Genomic DNA, 16,420 nt, shown 5'->3' with positions numbered 1-16,420 from the left:
GCCCATTTTGTTTTCTCTTTTCAAACTAACTAAGCTTTGTTGTAGTGCTTTTGCTCGCTGTTGATTTCACGAAGCACTTCCAAGGCTATACTAACATGTTCCAGCGGCTTTGACATAGAGTTGAAAACATAGCGCACAATACCATCCTGGTCAATAATGTACGTTACACGGCCAGGTAACAAACCCAACTTGCGCGGCACACCAAACATTTTCCTGATCTGACCACCTTTGTCGCTAAGTAGCTTGAAAGGCAGGCGGTAGTTTTTCTCAAAACGCTGGTGCGACTCCACACTGTCAGAGCTTATACCTACCACCTCAGCACCTTGCTCTTTGAAAACTTCGTACTGGTCGCGAAACTCACAGGCCTGCTTTGTACAGCCAGGAGTACTGTCTTTCGGATAAAAGTAGAGCACAACATTTTTCTCCCTTAAAAGATCATACAGGCGAAAAAAGCCTCCATCCTGACGCTCCAGTTCAAAATCAGGGACTTTATCTCCTACCTTTATGGCTTCCTCTTTCATACTAGTTGTGAATGTATTAACATTATAAAAACCTGCATGCAGGCAAATAGTTCACTGCAAAGGTAGTGCCGTATAGGGCAGATTATCAAAGAAAAACAGCATTAATAGGGAGGTCTAGAGGAAATTGGGCATCTTTGCCGCTCCTATATTACCTATGGCCCGAGTAAACATAATTATACCCGCTTACAACGAAGAAAAATCCATTTCTCAGGTGGTGGGCGATATACCTAGCAATATTGTAGAGGAGGTGATTGTGGTGAACAACAACTCCACCGACCGCACTGCAGAAGCTGCCGCTGCCGCAGGTGCTACCGTGCTGCACGAACCTAGGCCTGGCTATGGAAATGCTTGCCTAAAAGGTATAGCCTATGCAGCTGCCAAGCCATCAGAAACCCGCCCGGATGTCATTGTATTTTTGGATGGAGATTATTCGGATTACCCCGAAGAGGTAACAAGGCTGTTGCAGCCTATACTACAGAACCAGGCAGATATGGTGATCGGCTCCAGGGCATTGGGTAAACGAGCACGAGGCTCAATGATGCCACAGCAGGTTTTCGGTAATTGGCTAGCCACCACGTTGCTCCGCCTGTTCTACGGTGCCCATTTTACAGACCTTGGACCATTCAGGGCAATAAAGCTGGATACCTTACTGGCTCTGGGTATGCGCGACCGCACCTATGGCTGGACAGTAGAAATGCAGGCCAAGGCCGCAAGAAAAAATGTAAAGTATACAGAGGTACCTGTTTCCTATCGCAAGCGCATTGGCACTTCTAAAGTTTCAGGCACAGTAAAAGGTACAATCATGGCGGGATATAAAATCATCCTGACTATATTTAAGTACCTGTAGGCGGTTTTTACCGTATCGGGTTAAGTTATGACAACAGAAGCCTAAGTTGTGCCCTAGCTAGTATGGCTCCGCAAAAAAATAACACCCTTGGTTATGCAGCGCTAGCCCTATCGGCTGTGGCTTATATTATATTGGCCTATGCCACCCCACGAACAGCCTTTACACAACTGCTCGTTCTGTACACAGTTGTTTTTATAGCTTACCTGTACACTTGTAACCTGCGTTTTAACCTTTGGCATGGTGTGGCCGCAGCCATACTTTTCAGGCTGCTTTTTCTGTTTGCAAGACCTGCCTTGTCAGACGATTATTTCAGGTTTATCTGGGACGGGCGACTTTTAGCTGCCGGTATCAACCCTTACTTATACTTGCCAACTTTCTTTATGCAGCCGGAAGCGCCGCAGGTGTCGGGTATTACGCAAAAGTTATTCAGCCAGCTTAATTCTGCCAATTACTACAGCGTGTATCCGCCGGTATCACAGGCGGTATACTGGCTGGCAGCAAAGTTATCTCCGCAAAGTATAATGGGAAGCATTATAGTGATGCGGCTGGTTCTCCTTTCCGCTGAAATAGGAAGTATACTATTGCTTTGGCGCCTGCTTCGCAAGATGGGGCTATCAGAAAAACACGTACTGTTCTATGCCTTAAACCCTCTGGTAATCATAGAACTTGTTGGTAACCTGCACTTCGAGGCACTAATAATCTTCTTCCTGTTGCTGGCTCTGTACCAACTCTTCTACCAGCGGGTTGTTTGGTCTGGAATAGCGTTCGGATTGGCTGTAGGCACCAAGCTACTGCCTCTGATGTTTCTACCCTTCCTGCTAAGCAAGCTTGGTGCACGACGCTTTACATTATATGGGGCTGCAGTTTTTGTGACACTGTTTATACTTTCTGCTCCCCTATCAAGCCAAGGCGTACTCCAGAACATTCTTCAGAGCCTCGACTTATACATTCAGAAATTTGAGTTTAACGCCAGCATCTATTACATATTGCGTTGGATTGGCTTCCGGTTGGCAGGCTATAACACCATTTCTGTACTTGGTCCGCTGTTATCCCTCATTACGCTGGTGGTTATACTAAGTATGGCTTCTGCTATAAAGCTTAGCTCAGTAAGAAGGGTGGCAGGTTATATGGCAACTGCTCTAACAATATATCTATTACTTGCTACGACGGTGCACCCCTGGTACCTTACTACCTTACTGGCTCTAACTGCGATGAGTCACTTCCGCTTTGCGATTACTTGGTCTGGATTGGTTATACTTACTTATGCTGCCTACCGCTCCCCTGATTACCAGGAAGATCTGCTTTTAGTAACACTGGAGTATGCCATGGTTTTACTTTGGCTGTTAGTAGAACTACACCTCTACCGACAGCGTCGCCACCATGCGAACCTGAACGGGTAACAAGTGTTCAATAGTTAGAGATCAAAACCGCTCTACACATCATCTTTATACTACATGCAACTGGTTTTAGGTGCCACAAAAGCTACAGGCTTAACTACCAGCTCATTCATACTCTTCCTTAATTACTGCAGGCTGCACAAGTATACTACTACATGCTTTTAGTAGAAAAATAACTTTAAGCAACGGCTTCATAAAAGAAAAGAGACAGCATTACTGCTGCCCCTTTTCTGCATTGCACATAGTTCAATTTGTAGGTCATACTTTACAGATACAGCCCATGTAATTTTAAATTTGAGAGAAGCTGGTTGGCACCAGGAACACACTTGTTATTTCTGAAACGGTGTCTGCATACTCTGGTAAGCTGCTTAGCTCCTTCCATTCTGGGCTCTGCCCAAACTGTTTCCAGTGCTGCTTGTGGGCTTCCATGCTTGGAGCTGTTATCATGTAAGTAAGGTTAGGCATCTGTGTACCCACCAGCGTTTCACCGAAGAAGACAGGCTGCAGACCTGTTTTGCGAAAGATTTCTATTTCACCTCCTTCGTTAAACATCTTGATCTTTTGCTTGGCAAATTTTTCGCTGTGGCTTTCGTAGACACGCAACTCAAAAATTCTGTCTTTTTTCGCTGGTACCTCCAGTTCAGGCAGGTGTGTAAAAGCTTTCATAAGTGAGCTTTCTATACGCTGGTAGGCAGGTTGCTTAAATGGAGCGTTGATATATGTGTCGCCTGCCTTCTGGTGCGCAGGCTCCAGAAAGAACTTGCTCTGTACTGCCTCAAACTGCTGAAGAGATTTGTAAGGGATCAGAACATATAATTTAGGCGTTTCGCCGGGCTCCATCTCTCTGAACACCCCAACGTTTTTTATACCCATTTTATTAAGGGCAGGTATGGCTGCATTTTGCCAGTAAGCTTCCACCCCCTGCCGTTGCTCTGGAGAGGTAAGTGTATAAGTCCTAAGCTCGTAGTATTCCTGTTTAGGTTTAGCCTGAGTACTGAGAACAATGAAAGAAAATAGAAGAACCAGGATCATCTGTCCTAGGTGACGTGGGTTTAGCGTACGTGTTTGTGACATAAGTATAATTTGTATTTCTAAACTGGTTAAAAGCATTCATAATGCTTCTGGCAATATAAGCAGCTTAACTTACAGCAAGGCCGGTTTTCTCTAGAAGAGCCTTTGTTTTTTTTATACCCACTTCTTCGCTTACCTGGTCTCCCTCATATTCAATTCCGATGTAACCTTTAAAGCCGGAGTCTTTAATTATCTGCATCATTCTGGTGTAGTCTGTTACCTTACAAAAGCCTTGGGCATCAAACTCAAAAGCTTTGGCACTAACACCCATAGCATACGGCATAAGCTCTTTTACACCTTTATAAGGATCATAAGATTCTATACACTTGCCTTCCCAAAAGTTCTCACCCTCGCGCTTTATACAGAAGTTCGTGAAGTCCGGGAGAGTACCTACGTTTTTCATGTTAACCTGCTTTACGATAGAGGCAAGCCATACAGCATCAGAGGAGTATCCCCCGTGGTTTTCTGCCAGCACATTTATGCCAGCTTTCGCAGCATACTCAGCCAAGCGCCCCAAGCCATCTATACCGGCAAGTCTCACATCTTCTTTGGGTCCTGTACCAAACATGTTTATCCGCACCGATTGGCACCCCAGAAACTTTGCGGCATCAACCCATTTGTAGTGGTTTTCCACTGCTGTTAAACGCTCTTTACTATCTGGGTTACAGATGTCACCCTCAGCATCAATCATGATCAGGTTATTCTTTACACCATGATCCTTAGACCGGGACAGCAACTGGTTAAGGTACTGCTTGTCTTTAGCCTTGTCCTGAAAGAATTGGTTTACATATTCTACCGTATCAATGCCATAGGTGTTTTTGGCTAATCCAGGGAAATCAAGTGTATCAATTTCTTTACTGAATAAGGCCTTGTGGAGCGACCATTGCGCTAAAGACATCTTGAAGAACAATTTCTTTGACGGCTCCATGGCCAGGGATTCAGTACCAAAAACAGAGAGTCCTGCCACTCCGGCGGCTAAACCTCCAAGGTTTCTTAAAAAATGGCGTCGATTTGTAGACATGATGCATCTCTTAGGTGAATGGATATGACAAGCTGTTAGCTATACAATATAGCACTTTTACAGTATGCTTGTACCTTAGAAACCATTTTAAAATTCTGGAAAGTATGTATCTCATATAATTTAAGTATCTGACGCTAATAGACTTTAGAGATTTGACCAATGGTGGCTTTTTTGTACCTTGATAAATATGCAGGGAAAAATCACATTCTTCTGCTTCATCTTTTTACCATACATACCAAAAGCTCAGAAACATATTCCCTTGATAGCCTGGATCAGAAAAACAGTGTGAATACAAAGCAGCAGAGCGTATCGTTAAAACTGTTGTCCCCGATGAAATGGTTTTTCCTCGTTTAAGAACTGATGGTACTAAGTAAGATTACGCTGGCCGCATGTTGCCTTACTTAGGAGCACTTACATCAGTTAAAATGAACATGAAGGCACTTTTATTGAAAATCGTAAAGTCTGATAGATGAAAATTCTAAGAGGCATATCAAAAGCAACATTAATAATAGTTGCTTGCTTTGCACTTGTATACCTTTCTTTCTGCCTGATACGCCAGGTAAGAATAACAGACGAGCCTACTGAGCTGCACACCAACTACTTTAAGATCTTGTACAGAGGAATTCTAAAAGAGGAAGCTGCAGCCATAGCTAGTTCGCTTGAAAGCAATTATGCCAGCATCAGAACCACTTTAGAAGCCCCTCTACATGATACTATAGCTGTTTTTATACATCCTACTCAGGAACAATTTAATGATGCAACTGGCTTATTAAACAGCACTGCTAACGGCACTAGTCGTGGTCCTTTGGCATTCCACCTAAAGTACGAGACTTGGTATAACAGCGTCTTTCCTCAGGATATGGAGAAAGTAGCAGTACATGAATTTACGCACTGCATACAGCTCAACATCCTTATTCAGGAAGCTTTGGATAAAGCAGAAAATACAAACTCACCTGGCTTTGATAAGAATTTCGAGGAGCAGTTTGCGACAAACTATCCTCAATGGCTTTGAGAGGCAGTAGGCGGTTACGAAGCTAACATGGTAAACAAGTATATGGCATGAGGAACTCTCCCTCCCTACAGCAGCTAAATAACAGCCAGCAGATCTACAATGTAGGTTATACAATAATCGAATACTTGGTGCATAAATGGGGCAAACAAAAATTAGCCGAATTTATAAGATCTTATGCCAATTTTGAGAAGATTCTTGGTGTCTCTGAAGAAGGATGGCACCAGTTGGTTGCTGATAACTACTGATGTAATAATTGAGGTTACTGAATGACGCAGGAAGTTTATGAATATCTGGTAATAGCTAACCTAATAGTTTAAGAGTCGAAGCTCTTCTGATAAAGTATGAACCAGCCCAAAGGAGCAATTAAACGATCTGCTCTAGCCATAAAAATTTATCACTTTCAGAAAATACACTAAATTAGCAGCTACAAACGGCAATGATGTCTGCCTTGAACCGCTCTACCCAGAGCTGATGACTTCTACTTTAAGGCCTCTGATAAGAGGTCAATGTAGAATCGCTTATACTTAGTAAAATGAATTTCAAGGAAATTAGAAGGCATCTTGCTTCTATTGAACAAATCCCCGCACTGGTATACCTGCTTAAATGGCTGTTGATATGCACATTTTTGGGCATACTAGTAGGATCTGCCTCAGCCTTTTTTCTGTACTCGCTGGAGTGGGCCACCAGCTGGCGCGAGAGCCATGTATGGGTTATAGCACTCCTGCCCTTGGGCGGCCTCATTATAGGCTTGTTCTACCACCTGTGGGGAGACAGTGTAGTTAAAGGCAATAACCTGCTGCTCGAGGAGCTACATCGACCCAAAGACATTATTCCTTTCCGAATGGCACCGCTAGTGCTGTTTGGCACCATTTTAACACATTTATTCGGCGGCTCAGCAGGTCGAGAAGGTACTGCTGTGCAGGTGGGAGGTGCTATTGCCGACAGAGTTACTAAACTACTGCGTCTGAACCCAGATGACAGGAGGGTATTGCTTACAGCAGGTATAAGTGCCGGTTTTGCCTCCGTATTCGGTACACCACTGGCAGGAGCCATCTTTGCGCTGGAGGTTCTCATCCTGGGCCGGATTCGTTTTGACGCCATCATTCCAAGCTTTCTGGCAGCCATACTTGCCGATTATGTAGGACACCTTTGGCATGTACCGCACACGCACTATGCAATTGATATTGTACCCGCACTAACTCCGGTAAACCTGCTGTGGGCGCTCTTTGCAGGAATGATTTTTGGTTTAGCAGCCTTACTGTTTTCAAAACTGGCGCACTTCTGGAGCAGCTTGTTTAAAGCAAAAATTAACTACCCACCGCTGCGCCCAGTTGTAGGTGGCTGCGTATTGGCTGCATTGGTATTTGCCATGGACACGACAAAATATATCGGCTTAGGGATACCTACCATTGTAGATGCTTTTCAGGCAGACCTGCCCAGTTATGACTTCTTGCTGAAGATACTATTTACGACCTTCACTTTAGGGGCAGGTTTTAAAGGAGGCGAGGTAACACCATTGTTTTTTGTCGGGGCAACTTTAGGCAATGCTTTGGCTTGGTTTGTACCACTTCCTATTGCTCTATTAGCCGGAATGGGCTTTGTAGCGGTTTTCTCAGGAGCCACCAACACACCCATTGCCTGCACCATAATGGGCATTGAGCTTTTCGGCATAGAGGGAGGCGTATTTATAGCTATAGCCTGTATTACAGCTTACCTTTTCTCCGGCCATACGGGTATATATTCCTCACAAATAGTAGGCAGCCCCAAACACATGCTTTTTGGAAGGCACAAAGGCCTACCTCTCTCCGAGATAAAGTTTAAACCTAACAGTAAGTAGCCTTAGCACGCATCTTTAGCTCTTTAATCAGCAAAAGAGATTCTGGCAGCTTGCTAGTCCTCCTCTCCCACATCTTTTATCGGGTGGGTCAGGAAATCGTTCAGTGGCTTTACCGATCTAAATGCATCCAGTACCACTTGTAGGAAATTAGCACCAAGAACAGTTTCATCAGAAAGTGGCATTATAGCATTCCAGCTTTTAAACCGGAGGTAATGAATGGCCGGATTGTGTTTTTCATAGCCTTTCGGTGTGGTTTTCAGTTGCTCGCCTTCTACAGCACCAAACTTCTGCTTAAACTCCTCCGATTCCACAAGTGCTTTAAATTCATCTAGGTTGTAGTCTATCTCTTGCCGAACAGCCTTCAGCTCCTCAGCAGGTGGATACCACAGGCCTCCCGCCACAAAAGATTTGTTGTTACCAGCCAGATGCAGGTAATAACCCGGCAGAATAGACTTACGCCCACCTTCCGCTACATAAGCTCCAAAATGGTCTTTGTAAGGGCGCTTATCCTTAGAAAAACGAACATCACGGTAAATCCGGAAGACAAGGTCTTTGCCTTGCTGCCCTCGTGCGGCAGGTTCAAAATGCTGCATCTCCAGCAACATCTCATCCAGAAAGTTCAGGTAGTTTTTACGTGCAGCGTCATAACGAGCTTTATTTTCATTAAACCATTCCCGTGTATTGTGCTCGGCCAACTCGGCCAGGAAAGTAAGGGTATTTTTGTCGATGGTAGTAGCCATATATATGTGTGCTGCATCGGCAGCTCCGAAGTCGTTTTACAAGAGTGCTAAAGCTACAAACTTAACTGCGCTTAGAAAAGCTTCAGTTTGCGGCGTGGCATCAGTTTAGCACGTATACCAAAACAGATACTATACTGTTTTGCATGCACTATTTTCTGCACATACTCCTTCTCATATTTTGGTTGGCGGATGGTTATGCGCAGCAGAAGCAGTATATGCCATACAGTAAAAAGCGGCTGCAGCAGGCAATTGTACAGTATCAAAACATTGTACTTACTGATAACTGGCATACTTTCCCCGACACACTTCTACTGCGCCCAGGCGACACCAGCCCTTTTGTACCCCTGCTACAAGAGAACCTTCTTCTTACCGGAGACCTTCCTTTAGACTCCGCTACGGACGGAGCAGTGTACGTTCACAGAATTACATCAGCAGTGCAAAAATTCCAGTACCGACATGGCCTGAAGCCGGATGGAATTATAGGTTCTGGTACTGTTGTGGCTCTTAATATACCACCTCAGCAACGCCTGCAACAGCTCCATATCAACATGCTCCGGTTCGATTCTACACTTACTCACCTGCGTGCACCCTATGCCATTATCAACTTACCTGATTACACCATGCAGGTAGTGGACAGTGGCAAAACGCTGCTGCGTATGCGCGTGATTGTAGGCAAGCCTAGTTTAAAAACATATCCGATACACTCTGAACTGAACATGGTTGTACTGCACCCCTACTGGTATGTGCCTACCTCTATTGCGGTAAACGAGATAGTACCTATTCTTAGAAGAAGCCCAAACTATCTTTATAAAAAGCGTATGCGCCTAGAGCAAGAAACGTCTAAGGGTTGGGTTCAGGTAAACCCATGGCGAGTAAACTGGCGTGACGTAAACAGAGCCAACTTTAACTATCGTATTGTCCAGCTCAACGGGACGGGCAATGAACTGGGCAAAGTGAAGTTTCCTTTCCCGAACAGCCTGCCGCAGTATCTCCATGATACACCTAAAAAAGAGTTTTTTAAGTACCCTGACCGTGCCTTTAGCCACGGCTGCATCCGGCTGGAGAAGCCTGTCGAGTTAGCTGAATACCTCTTAAAATGTGGCTCCGGCTACACATCTGGGGACATAGCTAAGCTTTGGCGCCAACAAAAGCCTAACCATTATATCAGGGTCAAAAATCCTGTGCCCCTACATATCATCTATCTGACATCCTGGGTAGATGAAAAAATGCGTGTACACTTTAGAAACGACGTGTATGGATTTGATGCTGTATCCGGGCTAACGCTACAGAAGTAAAAGTGAGTTAATTATTAGTGCTTATGAGTTTCTGGCACCTCACCCCCTATTGATTGAGGTGGTTACAATCTAAAAGCCGAATGTTTCCTGCAGGTCCTCATCCAGGTCTTCAAGGTGGTCAACATCTGATAAACGTGGAAGGAGGGCATAATGGATATGCAGGTGCTGCAGGTCCTGTAGGGTTTCCTGGAACACATGTTCTGTACTCCAGCGCTTGTTCTGGAAGAGTTGTGGATAGAGGCAATTCATGCCAAGCAGGTAATAACCCCCATCCAGTGCAGGACCAACAACTACCTCGTGTGTCTCCAGCTTTTTGAAGGCATCAGCTATTATTTCCTGTGTCAGCTGAAGGCAATCGCTCCCAACAATCACTACCGAAGTATACCCCTCCAGGAAGGCTGCGGCAAAAGCAGCCTGCATTTTTTCACCCAGATCCCCGGCAGGTTGTATACGTTTCTCATACTTGTCGTTCGGCCAGAGGTCATCCTGATTTACTTCATTGGTATAGTATACAAGCTTGTCTACGGACAAATTCTGCGTAACCAACTTGGTGTGTTGAAGCAGGTGCAAGTATACTTCAAGCGCTTTCTCTGGTCCCACAGAAGCGGCAAGCCTGGTTTTCACCTTACCCAGCTCCGGGTTGCGCACAAAAAGCATGAGCAGTTTATTCTGTTCCATATACTTTCTCTCCTTTTTGCAACCACACGCCCCAAGACTTGGAGAAGGCGTGTATCTTGTTTGTTTTTTCCTTCTGGTTATAGACCGGCAGCCCCTGGTTTACCCACTCAAATATACCGCCGTATAGGTGGCGCACATTCGTAAACCCTGCCTCCTGCAGCTTATCTCCTATTTTTTCGCTGCGGTACCCTACCGAGCAATAAAGTATAACCGGGGTATCCTTGGCTACGCCTTTTAGTTGCTCCACCTCAAAAGAGTCGTATCCGACAAACTGTGCACCTGCAATATGGCTAACACCATACTCTTCTGGCTGCCGCGTATCAAGCAGCAGGGTTCTCTTTTCGTCGGAAGAAAGTATGGCTTGCAGCTCATTGGGTTTGATAGTTGGTATAGAGTTGCTGTACAGCCCTTTCAGCATCAACGCATAAGCCTTGTCTGTAGTTTGGCCGCAAGCTTGTAAGAGCATTAGCCAGCAGGATGCACACAAAAGCAGGAGTTTTTTCAAGGCGTTAAAGTATAGAGTTTATAAGTGTACGCACAAGGCTTCACTTCTAGATTATACAGGGCTGGCTAGCAACTTTAGCAGTAACCCAGCACTTTGTATACTACATATCCAGCTATTTCGTGAATAAGGTGGTGCCAACCCTCAAAGGCTACTGCACTAGGCACAACAGTGTGGTCCGGCGTTAAAACAGGCTCCGAAGAGTAGAAGTCGGTCGGGTAGCTGTCGAAACTAACGCCTGCCTTTTCAAAACAACCTTCAGAGCGGCGCATATGGAAAGCAGACGTAACGAGCAACACTTTTTGCCACTCAGGGTGCTGCCTTAACACCTCTGCTGCAAACTGAGCGTTTTCACGTGTGTTAACAGCGCCAGATTCTACAACTATGTCCTCTTCCGGCATGCCTGCCATTAGCAGAATACGCTTAAGCTGCTCTGCCTCCGGCACCATATCATCCATTAGAAAGCCTTTACCACCGGTAATCAGAATCTTGTCTACTTTGCCTAAGCGGTAAAGCTGTAAGGTGTGCAGAAAACGGTCGGCCCCCTTGTTTGTGTGCACACGGTCCGTTATGTCAGGTTTAAAAGAAGTAACACCTGTTAGCACCACTGCCACATCATACTCTTCAACCTCGCTTACAGGTACAGGTTCGGCCTCCCAGGCCCGCCAAGCTAGGTTACTAAAGAAAGGATTGGAAAAGAACAGCAGCAGCACCAACGCACTAATTAAGCTTATGCGTCGCCATTTTGCTGATCTCAGGAATAGGGACAGAAATAGCAACAGCAACACCCACACCAGGGGCAGTAACAGAAAGTCGAGGGTTTTGGAAAGTATAAAAAACATGGCTCAGAAGAAAAGCCAAAGCAGCAGAAACACCAGTACCATTGCCCGCAAGGCATAAAGGTCTTTGTGGAGTTTCATTTTCATGAAAGCTTATACTTTGGCAGCAGCAAGTTATAAAAGTATAGCCAAAGCTTAAAGCCGCACTGCTTTAAAAGAATTTACGTAGCACCCACATGATTAGCGAGAAAAGGATGCTCAGCAAAATCATACTTGTTATAGGTGCATAGAAGCGCATGTTCTTCTTCTCCACGCGTATATCACCGGGTAGGTTGCCAAACCAGCTGAACTTGTCGCCTGCAAACCAGATGATCAATCCCAACACAACAACTACAATACCTATAACAACAATAGTTTTACCAATAGGCTGCATCTGAATTCGGTTTGGTTATCAACTAAAGGTAATGCTTTTCTAGAATCCTGCCCGCACACCCAATGCAAAACTGAGTATATCCCAAGCTGTAAGCGTTGGGTCTTTAACAGCTGAGGTCACGATCAGGTCATAGGTACCAAGTTCCCCATACAAGGTCAGCTCTTTTATACTTCTACTGTTGCTGACTTTCCGATGTAGCTCCGCTCCCAGGCCGCCTGTTATGCGCAGGCTGCTCGTCCACCAATAGTAGTTCTTCGGGTAGGAGCTGTCCCAGGAGGTGGAGAACTGGTCTCTAAAGTAATAGCTCAGCCCCAGGTTCATGCGCAGTGGTGTAACCTTATACTTATCGTTAAGCTCTACCCGGCGGATAGGTTTGTAAATGCCTCTAATAGTTAAGAGATGTAGTACCTCCTCCGCATCTAACTTAGGAACAAAACCATAAAGCAGCTCCGCGTTAACCTTGTCTTCAGCAAAGCTGTAATTAGGTCCTACGGCAAACATACCCACATTCCCGGCAAATTGTAACGTTATAGCATCAGGCGCATACCACTTTCGAGTGGCAGTACTATCCTGACCCAAAGTATAAAAAGGCAGGCTAAGCAGGTAAGCCATAGTCACAAGTAGTCTTATACTCATTTTTTGATTTTTAAATTAGAACGCGCTTAAAGCTTACCTCGCCTCCAATCACAGTAAACACGATATACTCCAGTTTTTCGGTAGCTGCCGTCTCCAGCACCGGCACCTCCTCCCCGAAAGGGAAATGATATTTATAGTTATGGTTATGACCATGCAGCGAGAAGTTAACGTTGTACTGGTTCATCAGTTGACCATAACGTACGCCATTCTCTTCGCCAAACTCCCTGTTTGTTGGCGGGATATGGGAGATCACAAACACGTTCTCATATCCTTCGGAGGCTTGTAGCTCTGCTTCCAGCCAGTCCAGGTTTGGTACTTGTTTATCGAACTCCAGGTAATTAGTGTTGAGAAGTATAAAGTTGCTGTTGCCCACAGCAAAGCTAATGTCATAGTCGCCGTACATGGCTGTAAAAACCTGCTTGCCGTTATTGATAGCGTCATGATTACCAACCACAGCCACATAAGGTACCTTCAGGGTTTTAAAGTCCTCATGCACCAGTTTGAACTCTTTTGTTAAGCCGAAGTCTGTTAAGTCGCCACCAATAAGCACAAAATCGATATCGTCGCGCTGGCTTATGTGTGAGACCAGCTTTTCGTTTTCTTCATAGAAACCTTGTGTGTCGGCTGTCAGTACAAACCGAAGCGTATCGGTTGGGCTAATATTAAGTGCGTTAATTCTAGCAATATTGCGGCTGTTAATGTTTTTCTCATCCTCGCTAAGCCTTATCTCATAGGGGCTGTATTCAAATTCTTCGCAAGCTTGGCCCACAAGAGCCAGTAGTAATATACCCGCTGCCATCAGCATACGGCTATACCATTTTGTTCTAGTAAGCATCTTTCATATTTAAATATTTCATACTCGTTATTACCATTTATAATCAAGTAATGTTTAGTACTAAAGGCTATAACTTTATTATTTAAACATTAATTTATCAGGATATAAATATTCAACTACCGCTCCTATCATACGTTTTATTCAGCTGTGTCTGTTTGTCAGATTCTAATCTAAAACAAGTATAAAACAGAGGTGTTTTATACTTTTAGTAAACAGGTATAAGTGCAGATTTAATTCGCAGATGCGCCCTAAAAGCGTTAAATTTGAAGTCTGTTTAACAACCTCTAAACCATTACCACCTTGAAAGTCTGCATTGCTGAAAAACCAAGTGTAGCCCGTGAGATTGCCATGGTGATTGGTGCCAAAACCAAGAAAGACGGCTACTATGAGGGCAACGGCTACCAGGTAACCTGGACCTTCGGCCACTTCTGCACCCTGCGGGAGCCTGACGACTACCGCCCGGAATGGAAGCGCTGGAGTCTCTACGACCTGCCCATGTTGCCTGAGAGGTACGGCATTAAGCTGATGAAGGACAGTGGTGTGCAAAAGCAGTTCGGTATCATTAAAAGGCTTTTGGAAAATGCTGAGGAGGTAATAAACTGTGGTGACGCAGGCCAGGAAGGGGAAGTAATACAGCGCTGGGTGCTGACAGAGGCAAAGTACAGAAAGCCTTTCAAACGCCTTTGGATTTCCTCACTTACCGAAGATGCCATCCGTCAGGGATTTGCGAAGCTAAAAGATGGCTCTGAGTTCGACCTGCTATACCAGGCAGGTAAAAGCCGGGCTATCGGAGATTGGCTGTTGGGCCTGAATGCCACGCGCCTCTTTACTTTGAAGTACGCGAACGGCAGCCGCCAGACGCTCTCCATTGGGCGTGTACAAACCCCTACGCTGGCTATGCTGGTGAATCGCCACCACGAGATTGTCAACTTTGTGCCGCAGCCGTACTGGGAACTAAAAACAGTTTACCGCGAAACTACTTTTGCCAGCACAAACGGGCGCTTCCAGAAGGAAGAAGAGGCACAGAAAATTATGGAGGCCATCAAAGAGGCCGAGCTTACAATTACGGATGTTGAAACCAAGAAGGGCACTGAGTCACCGCCAAAGCTGTTTGACCTAACCTCGCTACAGATTGAGTGCAACAACAAGCTCAGCCTTTCTGCAGACGAGACCCTCAAAACGGTACAGAGCCTCTATGAGAAGAAGGTTGTTTCCTATCCTCGTGTAGATACAACATTCCTCCCAGACGACATTTATCCAAAGATTCCGGGCATTTTGCAGGGGCTGAGTAACTACAGGCAGGAGGTAGAGCCACTTCTTCAAAGTAAAATACGCAAGTCGAAAAAAGTCTTCAATAACAACAAGGTTACCGACCACCACGCCATAATCCCTACCGGTGCTGCGGCAGGTAATTTGTATGGCCGTGAAGCTGATGTGTATGACATCATTACGCGCCGCTTTATTGCTGCCTTCTATCCTGACTGTATCGTGAGCAATACGACAGTAATGGCTGAGTCTGCAGGTTATACTTTCAGAGTACGCGGAAAGCAGATACTGGAGCCGGGCTGGCGCGTGCTGTACAGAGCTGATGATGTGAAATCATCGGACGCACCTACAGGTAAAGACTCCAAGGAGGAAGAAGAGGCCACGGGCGTTTTGCCACACTTTGAGAAAGGTGAGCATGGGCCACATGAGCCACTGCTGGAGAAGAAAATGACTAATCCGCCGAAGGAGTATACTGAGGCTACACTCTTGCGTGCTATGGAGACCGCAGGCAAGCAGGTGGAAGACGAAGAGCTAAAAGATGCACTAAAGGAAAACGGTATTGGCCGCCCTTCTACCCGTGCCGCGATCATAGAAACTCTGTTCAAGCGACAGTACATCCGTAAGGAAAAGAAAAAGATTGTGCCTACGCAGATGGGTATCGACCTGATTGGTGTTATCAAGAACGAAACGCTAAAATCAGCAGAGATGACTGGGCAGTGGGAACGCAAGCTTCGTCAAATTGAAGGCGGCGAGTTTAAAGCTGATGCTTTTCTGCAGGAACTGCAGGAGTTTGTGACGAGCCTGGTACAGGAGGTAAAGTATGACCGCGCCACAGTTACCTTAGAGCCACAGCAGGAAGAGAAGCAGCCCGCCAAAAGCAAGAAGAAAAGCGCCAGTACAAAAGCTGCTGCATCTGAACAGGCTGAAGCCACTCCCACTAAAGGCCTTGGCTCCTGCCCTTCCTGTAAAGAAGGTCATATCCTGAAAGGCTCGAAAGCTTATGGCTGTATCCGCTTCAAAGAAGGCTGCCGGTTTTTGATACCTATCGAACAACAGGGCAAAGAACTTACTGAGAAGCAGGTCCAGGCTCTGTTAAGCAAGGGCAAAACACCTACCATTAAAGGTTTTAAATCAGAAAACGGAGATAGCTACGATGCTATTCTGAAGCTTGACAGCAGCAACCAGGTAGTTGTAGAGCAGGTGGAAAAAGCTGCCGCTAAGGATCCATTTGCCCAATGCCCACGCTGTAAGCAAGGAAAGCTATTAAAAGGCAAAGCGGCCTATGGTTGCAGCAGGTTTCGGGAGGGTTGCCAGTTCATGGTTCCATTCGAAGTAGGCGGAAAGCAGTTAACAGATAAACAAATTTCCTCGCTTTTACTAAAGGGTAAAACCCCTAAAATCAAAGGCTTTACCTCTCAGAAAACAGGTGAACCCTTTGATGCCGCTCTCACTCTAAACGAACAGTGGCAAGTGGTATATCAGTTTTAGATAAGTTGAGCCTAAAGCTTTGATACGAAAAAGGGGCAGCCATTACAGTGGCTGCCCCTTTT

The 16,420-nt window shown here is 45.4% G+C and carries 17 protein-coding genes and 1 riboswitch; of the genes, 7 read left to right on the top strand and 10 right to left on the bottom strand.

The features are described from left to right. Nucleotides 1-29: 29 nt before the first annotated feature. On the bottom strand, nucleotides 30-521 hold the full coding sequence (locus PKOR_RS13100; RefSeq protein WP_046311315.1) for a peroxiredoxin: 492 nt from the start codon (nucleotides 519-521) through the stop codon (nucleotides 30-32). Between the two features lie 154 nt (nucleotides 522-675). Here PKOR_RS13100 and PKOR_RS13095 point away from each other — a divergent pair, with 154 nt between their 5' ends. Further along, nucleotides 676-1,368: a glycosyltransferase family 2 protein gene (locus PKOR_RS13095; RefSeq protein WP_046311313.1), complete on the top strand. Its 693-nt coding sequence runs from the start codon at nucleotides 676-678 to the stop codon at nucleotides 1,366-1,368. Between the two features lie 62 nt (nucleotides 1,369-1,430). Continuing rightward, nucleotides 1,431-2,768 carry an MptA/MptB family glycosyltransferase gene (locus tag PKOR_RS13090; protein WP_046311311.1) on the top strand — a complete coding sequence of 446 codons (1,338 nt, stop codon included), beginning with the start codon at nucleotides 1,431-1,433 and terminating at the stop codon, nucleotides 2,766-2,768. 285 nt (nucleotides 2,769-3,053) lie between these two features. On the opposite strand, the gene PKOR_RS13085 is transcribed toward PKOR_RS13090, so the two are convergent. Together PKOR_RS13085 and PKOR_RS13080 are read right to left on the bottom strand one after the other, a co-directional pair. Continuing rightward, entirely contained in the window at nucleotides 3,054-3,839 is a 786-nt protein-coding gene (locus PKOR_RS13085; protein WP_071843150.1) for an NIPSNAP family protein, read from the bottom strand. 64 nt (nucleotides 3,840-3,903) lie between these two features. Further along, nucleotides 3,904-4,857 (bottom strand): sugar phosphate isomerase/epimerase family protein, encoded by a 954-nt coding sequence (locus tag PKOR_RS13080; RefSeq protein WP_046311309.1) that lies wholly within the window; start codon nucleotides 4,855-4,857, stop codon nucleotides 3,904-3,906. A gap of 469 nt (nucleotides 4,858-5,326) precedes the next feature. Here PKOR_RS13080 and PKOR_RS13070 point away from each other — a divergent pair, with 469 nt between their 5' ends. From PKOR_RS13070 to PKOR_RS13060, 3 genes are all read left to right on the top strand, one after another. Continuing rightward, nucleotides 5,327-5,869, top strand: coding sequence for a hypothetical protein (locus tag PKOR_RS13070; RefSeq protein ID WP_046311305.1), 543 nt, complete (start codon nucleotides 5,327-5,329; stop codon nucleotides 5,867-5,869). Nucleotides 5,870-5,916: 47 nt separating this feature from the next. Then, nucleotides 5,917-6,114, top strand: coding sequence for a hypothetical protein (locus tag PKOR_RS13065; protein WP_046311303.1), 198 nt, complete (start codon nucleotides 5,917-5,919; stop codon nucleotides 6,112-6,114). Nucleotides 6,115-6,292: 178 nt separating this feature from the next. Next, a riboswitch (Fluoride riboswitch) is annotated at nucleotides 6,293-6,357 on the top strand. Between the two features lie 44 nt (nucleotides 6,358-6,401). Further along, a complete protein-coding gene (locus tag PKOR_RS13060; protein WP_046311301.1) occupies nucleotides 6,402-7,706 on the top strand; it encodes a voltage-gated chloride channel family protein in 1,305 nt (434 codons plus the stop codon). A gap of 53 nt (nucleotides 7,707-7,759) precedes the next feature. On the opposite strand, the gene PKOR_RS13055 is transcribed toward PKOR_RS13060, so the two are convergent. Further along, nucleotides 7,760-8,446, bottom strand: a complete 687-nt coding sequence (locus PKOR_RS13055; protein WP_046311300.1) for a DUF2461 domain-containing protein — start codon at nucleotides 8,444-8,446, stop codon at nucleotides 7,760-7,762. Nucleotides 8,447-8,661: 215 nt separating this feature from the next. On the opposite strand from PKOR_RS13055, the gene PKOR_RS13050 reads away from it, so the two are divergent. Next, nucleotides 8,662-9,741, top strand: a complete 1,080-nt coding sequence (locus PKOR_RS13050; protein ID WP_158453773.1) for a L,D-transpeptidase family protein — start codon at nucleotides 8,662-8,664, stop codon at nucleotides 9,739-9,741. A gap of 69 nt (nucleotides 9,742-9,810) precedes the next feature. On the opposite strand, the gene PKOR_RS13045 is transcribed toward PKOR_RS13050, so the two are convergent. The 6 genes from PKOR_RS13045 to PKOR_RS13020 all read right to left on the bottom strand — a co-directional run bounded on the left by PKOR_RS13045 (nucleotide 9,811) and on the right by PKOR_RS13020 (nucleotide 13,604). Continuing rightward, on the bottom strand, nucleotides 9,811-10,419 hold the full coding sequence (locus PKOR_RS13045; protein WP_046311296.1) for a TIGR04282 family arsenosugar biosynthesis glycosyltransferase: 609 nt from the start codon (nucleotides 10,417-10,419) through the stop codon (nucleotides 9,811-9,813). Then, complete coding sequence (locus PKOR_RS13040) at nucleotides 10,406-10,885, bottom strand: rhodanese-like domain-containing protein (protein ID WP_046311294.1); 480 nt, start codon at nucleotides 10,883-10,885, stop codon at nucleotides 10,406-10,408. The genes PKOR_RS13045 and PKOR_RS13040 overlap by 14 nt, the downstream gene beginning before the upstream one ends. A gap of 113 nt (nucleotides 10,886-10,998) precedes the next feature. Further along, nucleotides 10,999-11,763 (bottom strand): YdcF family protein, encoded by a 765-nt coding sequence (locus PKOR_RS13035; RefSeq protein WP_046311293.1) that lies wholly within the window; start codon nucleotides 11,761-11,763, stop codon nucleotides 10,999-11,001. Nucleotides 11,764-11,911: 148 nt separating this feature from the next. Beyond that, complete coding sequence (locus PKOR_RS13030; RefSeq protein ID WP_046311291.1) at nucleotides 11,912-12,133, bottom strand: DUF2905 domain-containing protein; 222 nt, start codon at nucleotides 12,131-12,133, stop codon at nucleotides 11,912-11,914. A 39-nt stretch (nucleotides 12,134-12,172) separates the two neighbouring features. Next, nucleotides 12,173-12,769: a hypothetical protein gene (locus PKOR_RS23515; RefSeq protein WP_052738849.1), complete on the bottom strand. Its 597-nt coding sequence runs from the start codon at nucleotides 12,767-12,769 to the stop codon at nucleotides 12,173-12,175. A 10-nt stretch (nucleotides 12,770-12,779) separates the two neighbouring features. Then, nucleotides 12,780-13,604: a metallophosphoesterase family protein gene (locus PKOR_RS13020; protein ID WP_084694790.1), complete on the bottom strand. Its 825-nt coding sequence runs from the start codon at nucleotides 13,602-13,604 to the stop codon at nucleotides 12,780-12,782. A 300-nt stretch (nucleotides 13,605-13,904) separates the two neighbouring features. Between PKOR_RS13020 and PKOR_RS13015 the strand changes: the two genes are divergently transcribed. Next, complete coding sequence (locus tag PKOR_RS13015) at nucleotides 13,905-16,358, top strand: type IA DNA topoisomerase (protein WP_046311290.1); 2,454 nt, start codon at nucleotides 13,905-13,907, stop codon at nucleotides 16,356-16,358. Nucleotides 16,359-16,420: the final 62 nt, after the last annotated feature.

Source organism: Pontibacter korlensis (genome assembly GCF_000973725.1).
GTDB lineage: Bacteria > Bacteroidota > Bacteroidia > Cytophagales > Hymenobacteraceae > Pontibacter > Pontibacter korlensis.
Note: the sequence above shows the minus strand (reverse complement) of the source record. Positions and strands in the feature narration are given on the sequence as shown.

Excerpts from the sequence above, each read along its gene's own strand:
- PKOR_RS13100 (WP_046311315.1), bottom strand. The coding sequence starts at position 521 with ATGAAAGAGGAAGCCATAAAGGTAGGAGATAAAGTCCCTGATTTTGAA.
- PKOR_RS13030 (WP_046311291.1), bottom strand. The coding sequence starts at position 12,133 with ATGCAGCCTATTGGTAAAACTATTGTTGTTATAGGTATTGTAGTTGTT.
- PKOR_RS23515 (WP_052738849.1), bottom strand. The coding sequence starts at position 12,769 with ATGAGTATAAGACTACTTGTGACTATGGCTTACCTGCTTAGCCTGCCT.
- PKOR_RS13060 (WP_046311301.1), top strand. The coding sequence starts at position 6,402 with ATGAATTTCAAGGAAATTAGAAGGCATCTTGCTTCTATTGAACAAATC.
- PKOR_RS13050 (WP_158453773.1), top strand. The coding sequence starts at position 8,662 with ATGCCATACAGTAAAAAGCGGCTGCAGCAGGCAATTGTACAGTATCAA.
- PKOR_RS13055 (WP_046311300.1), bottom strand. The coding sequence starts at position 8,446 with ATGGCTACTACCATCGACAAAAATACCCTTACTTTCCTGGCCGAGTTG.
- PKOR_RS13080 (WP_046311309.1), bottom strand. The coding sequence starts at position 4,857 with ATGTCTACAAATCGACGCCATTTTTTAAGAAACCTTGGAGGTTTAGCC.
- PKOR_RS13035 (WP_046311293.1), bottom strand. The coding sequence starts at position 11,763 with ATGTTTTTTATACTTTCCAAAACCCTCGACTTTCTGTTACTGCCCCTG.
- PKOR_RS13045 (WP_046311296.1), bottom strand. The coding sequence starts at position 10,419 with ATGGAACAGAATAAACTGCTCATGCTTTTTGTGCGCAACCCGGAGCTG.
- PKOR_RS13090 (WP_046311311.1), top strand. The coding sequence starts at position 1,431 with ATGGCTCCGCAAAAAAATAACACCCTTGGTTATGCAGCGCTAGCCCTA.
- PKOR_RS13095 (WP_046311313.1), top strand. The coding sequence starts at position 676 with ATGGCCCGAGTAAACATAATTATACCCGCTTACAACGAAGAAAAATCC.
- PKOR_RS13085 (WP_071843150.1), bottom strand. The coding sequence starts at position 3,839 with ATGTCACAAACACGTACGCTAAACCCACGTCACCTAGGACAGATGATC.
- PKOR_RS13020 (WP_084694790.1), bottom strand. The coding sequence starts at position 13,604 with ATGCTTACTAGAACAAAATGGTATAGCCGTATGCTGATGGCAGCGGGT.
- PKOR_RS13065 (WP_046311303.1), top strand. The coding sequence starts at position 5,917 with ATGAGGAACTCTCCCTCCCTACAGCAGCTAAATAACAGCCAGCAGATC.
- PKOR_RS13040 (WP_046311294.1), bottom strand. The coding sequence starts at position 10,885 with ATGCTCTTACAAGCTTGCGGCCAAACTACAGACAAGGCTTATGCGTTG.
- PKOR_RS13070 (WP_046311305.1), top strand. The coding sequence starts at position 5,327 with ATGAAAATTCTAAGAGGCATATCAAAAGCAACATTAATAATAGTTGCT.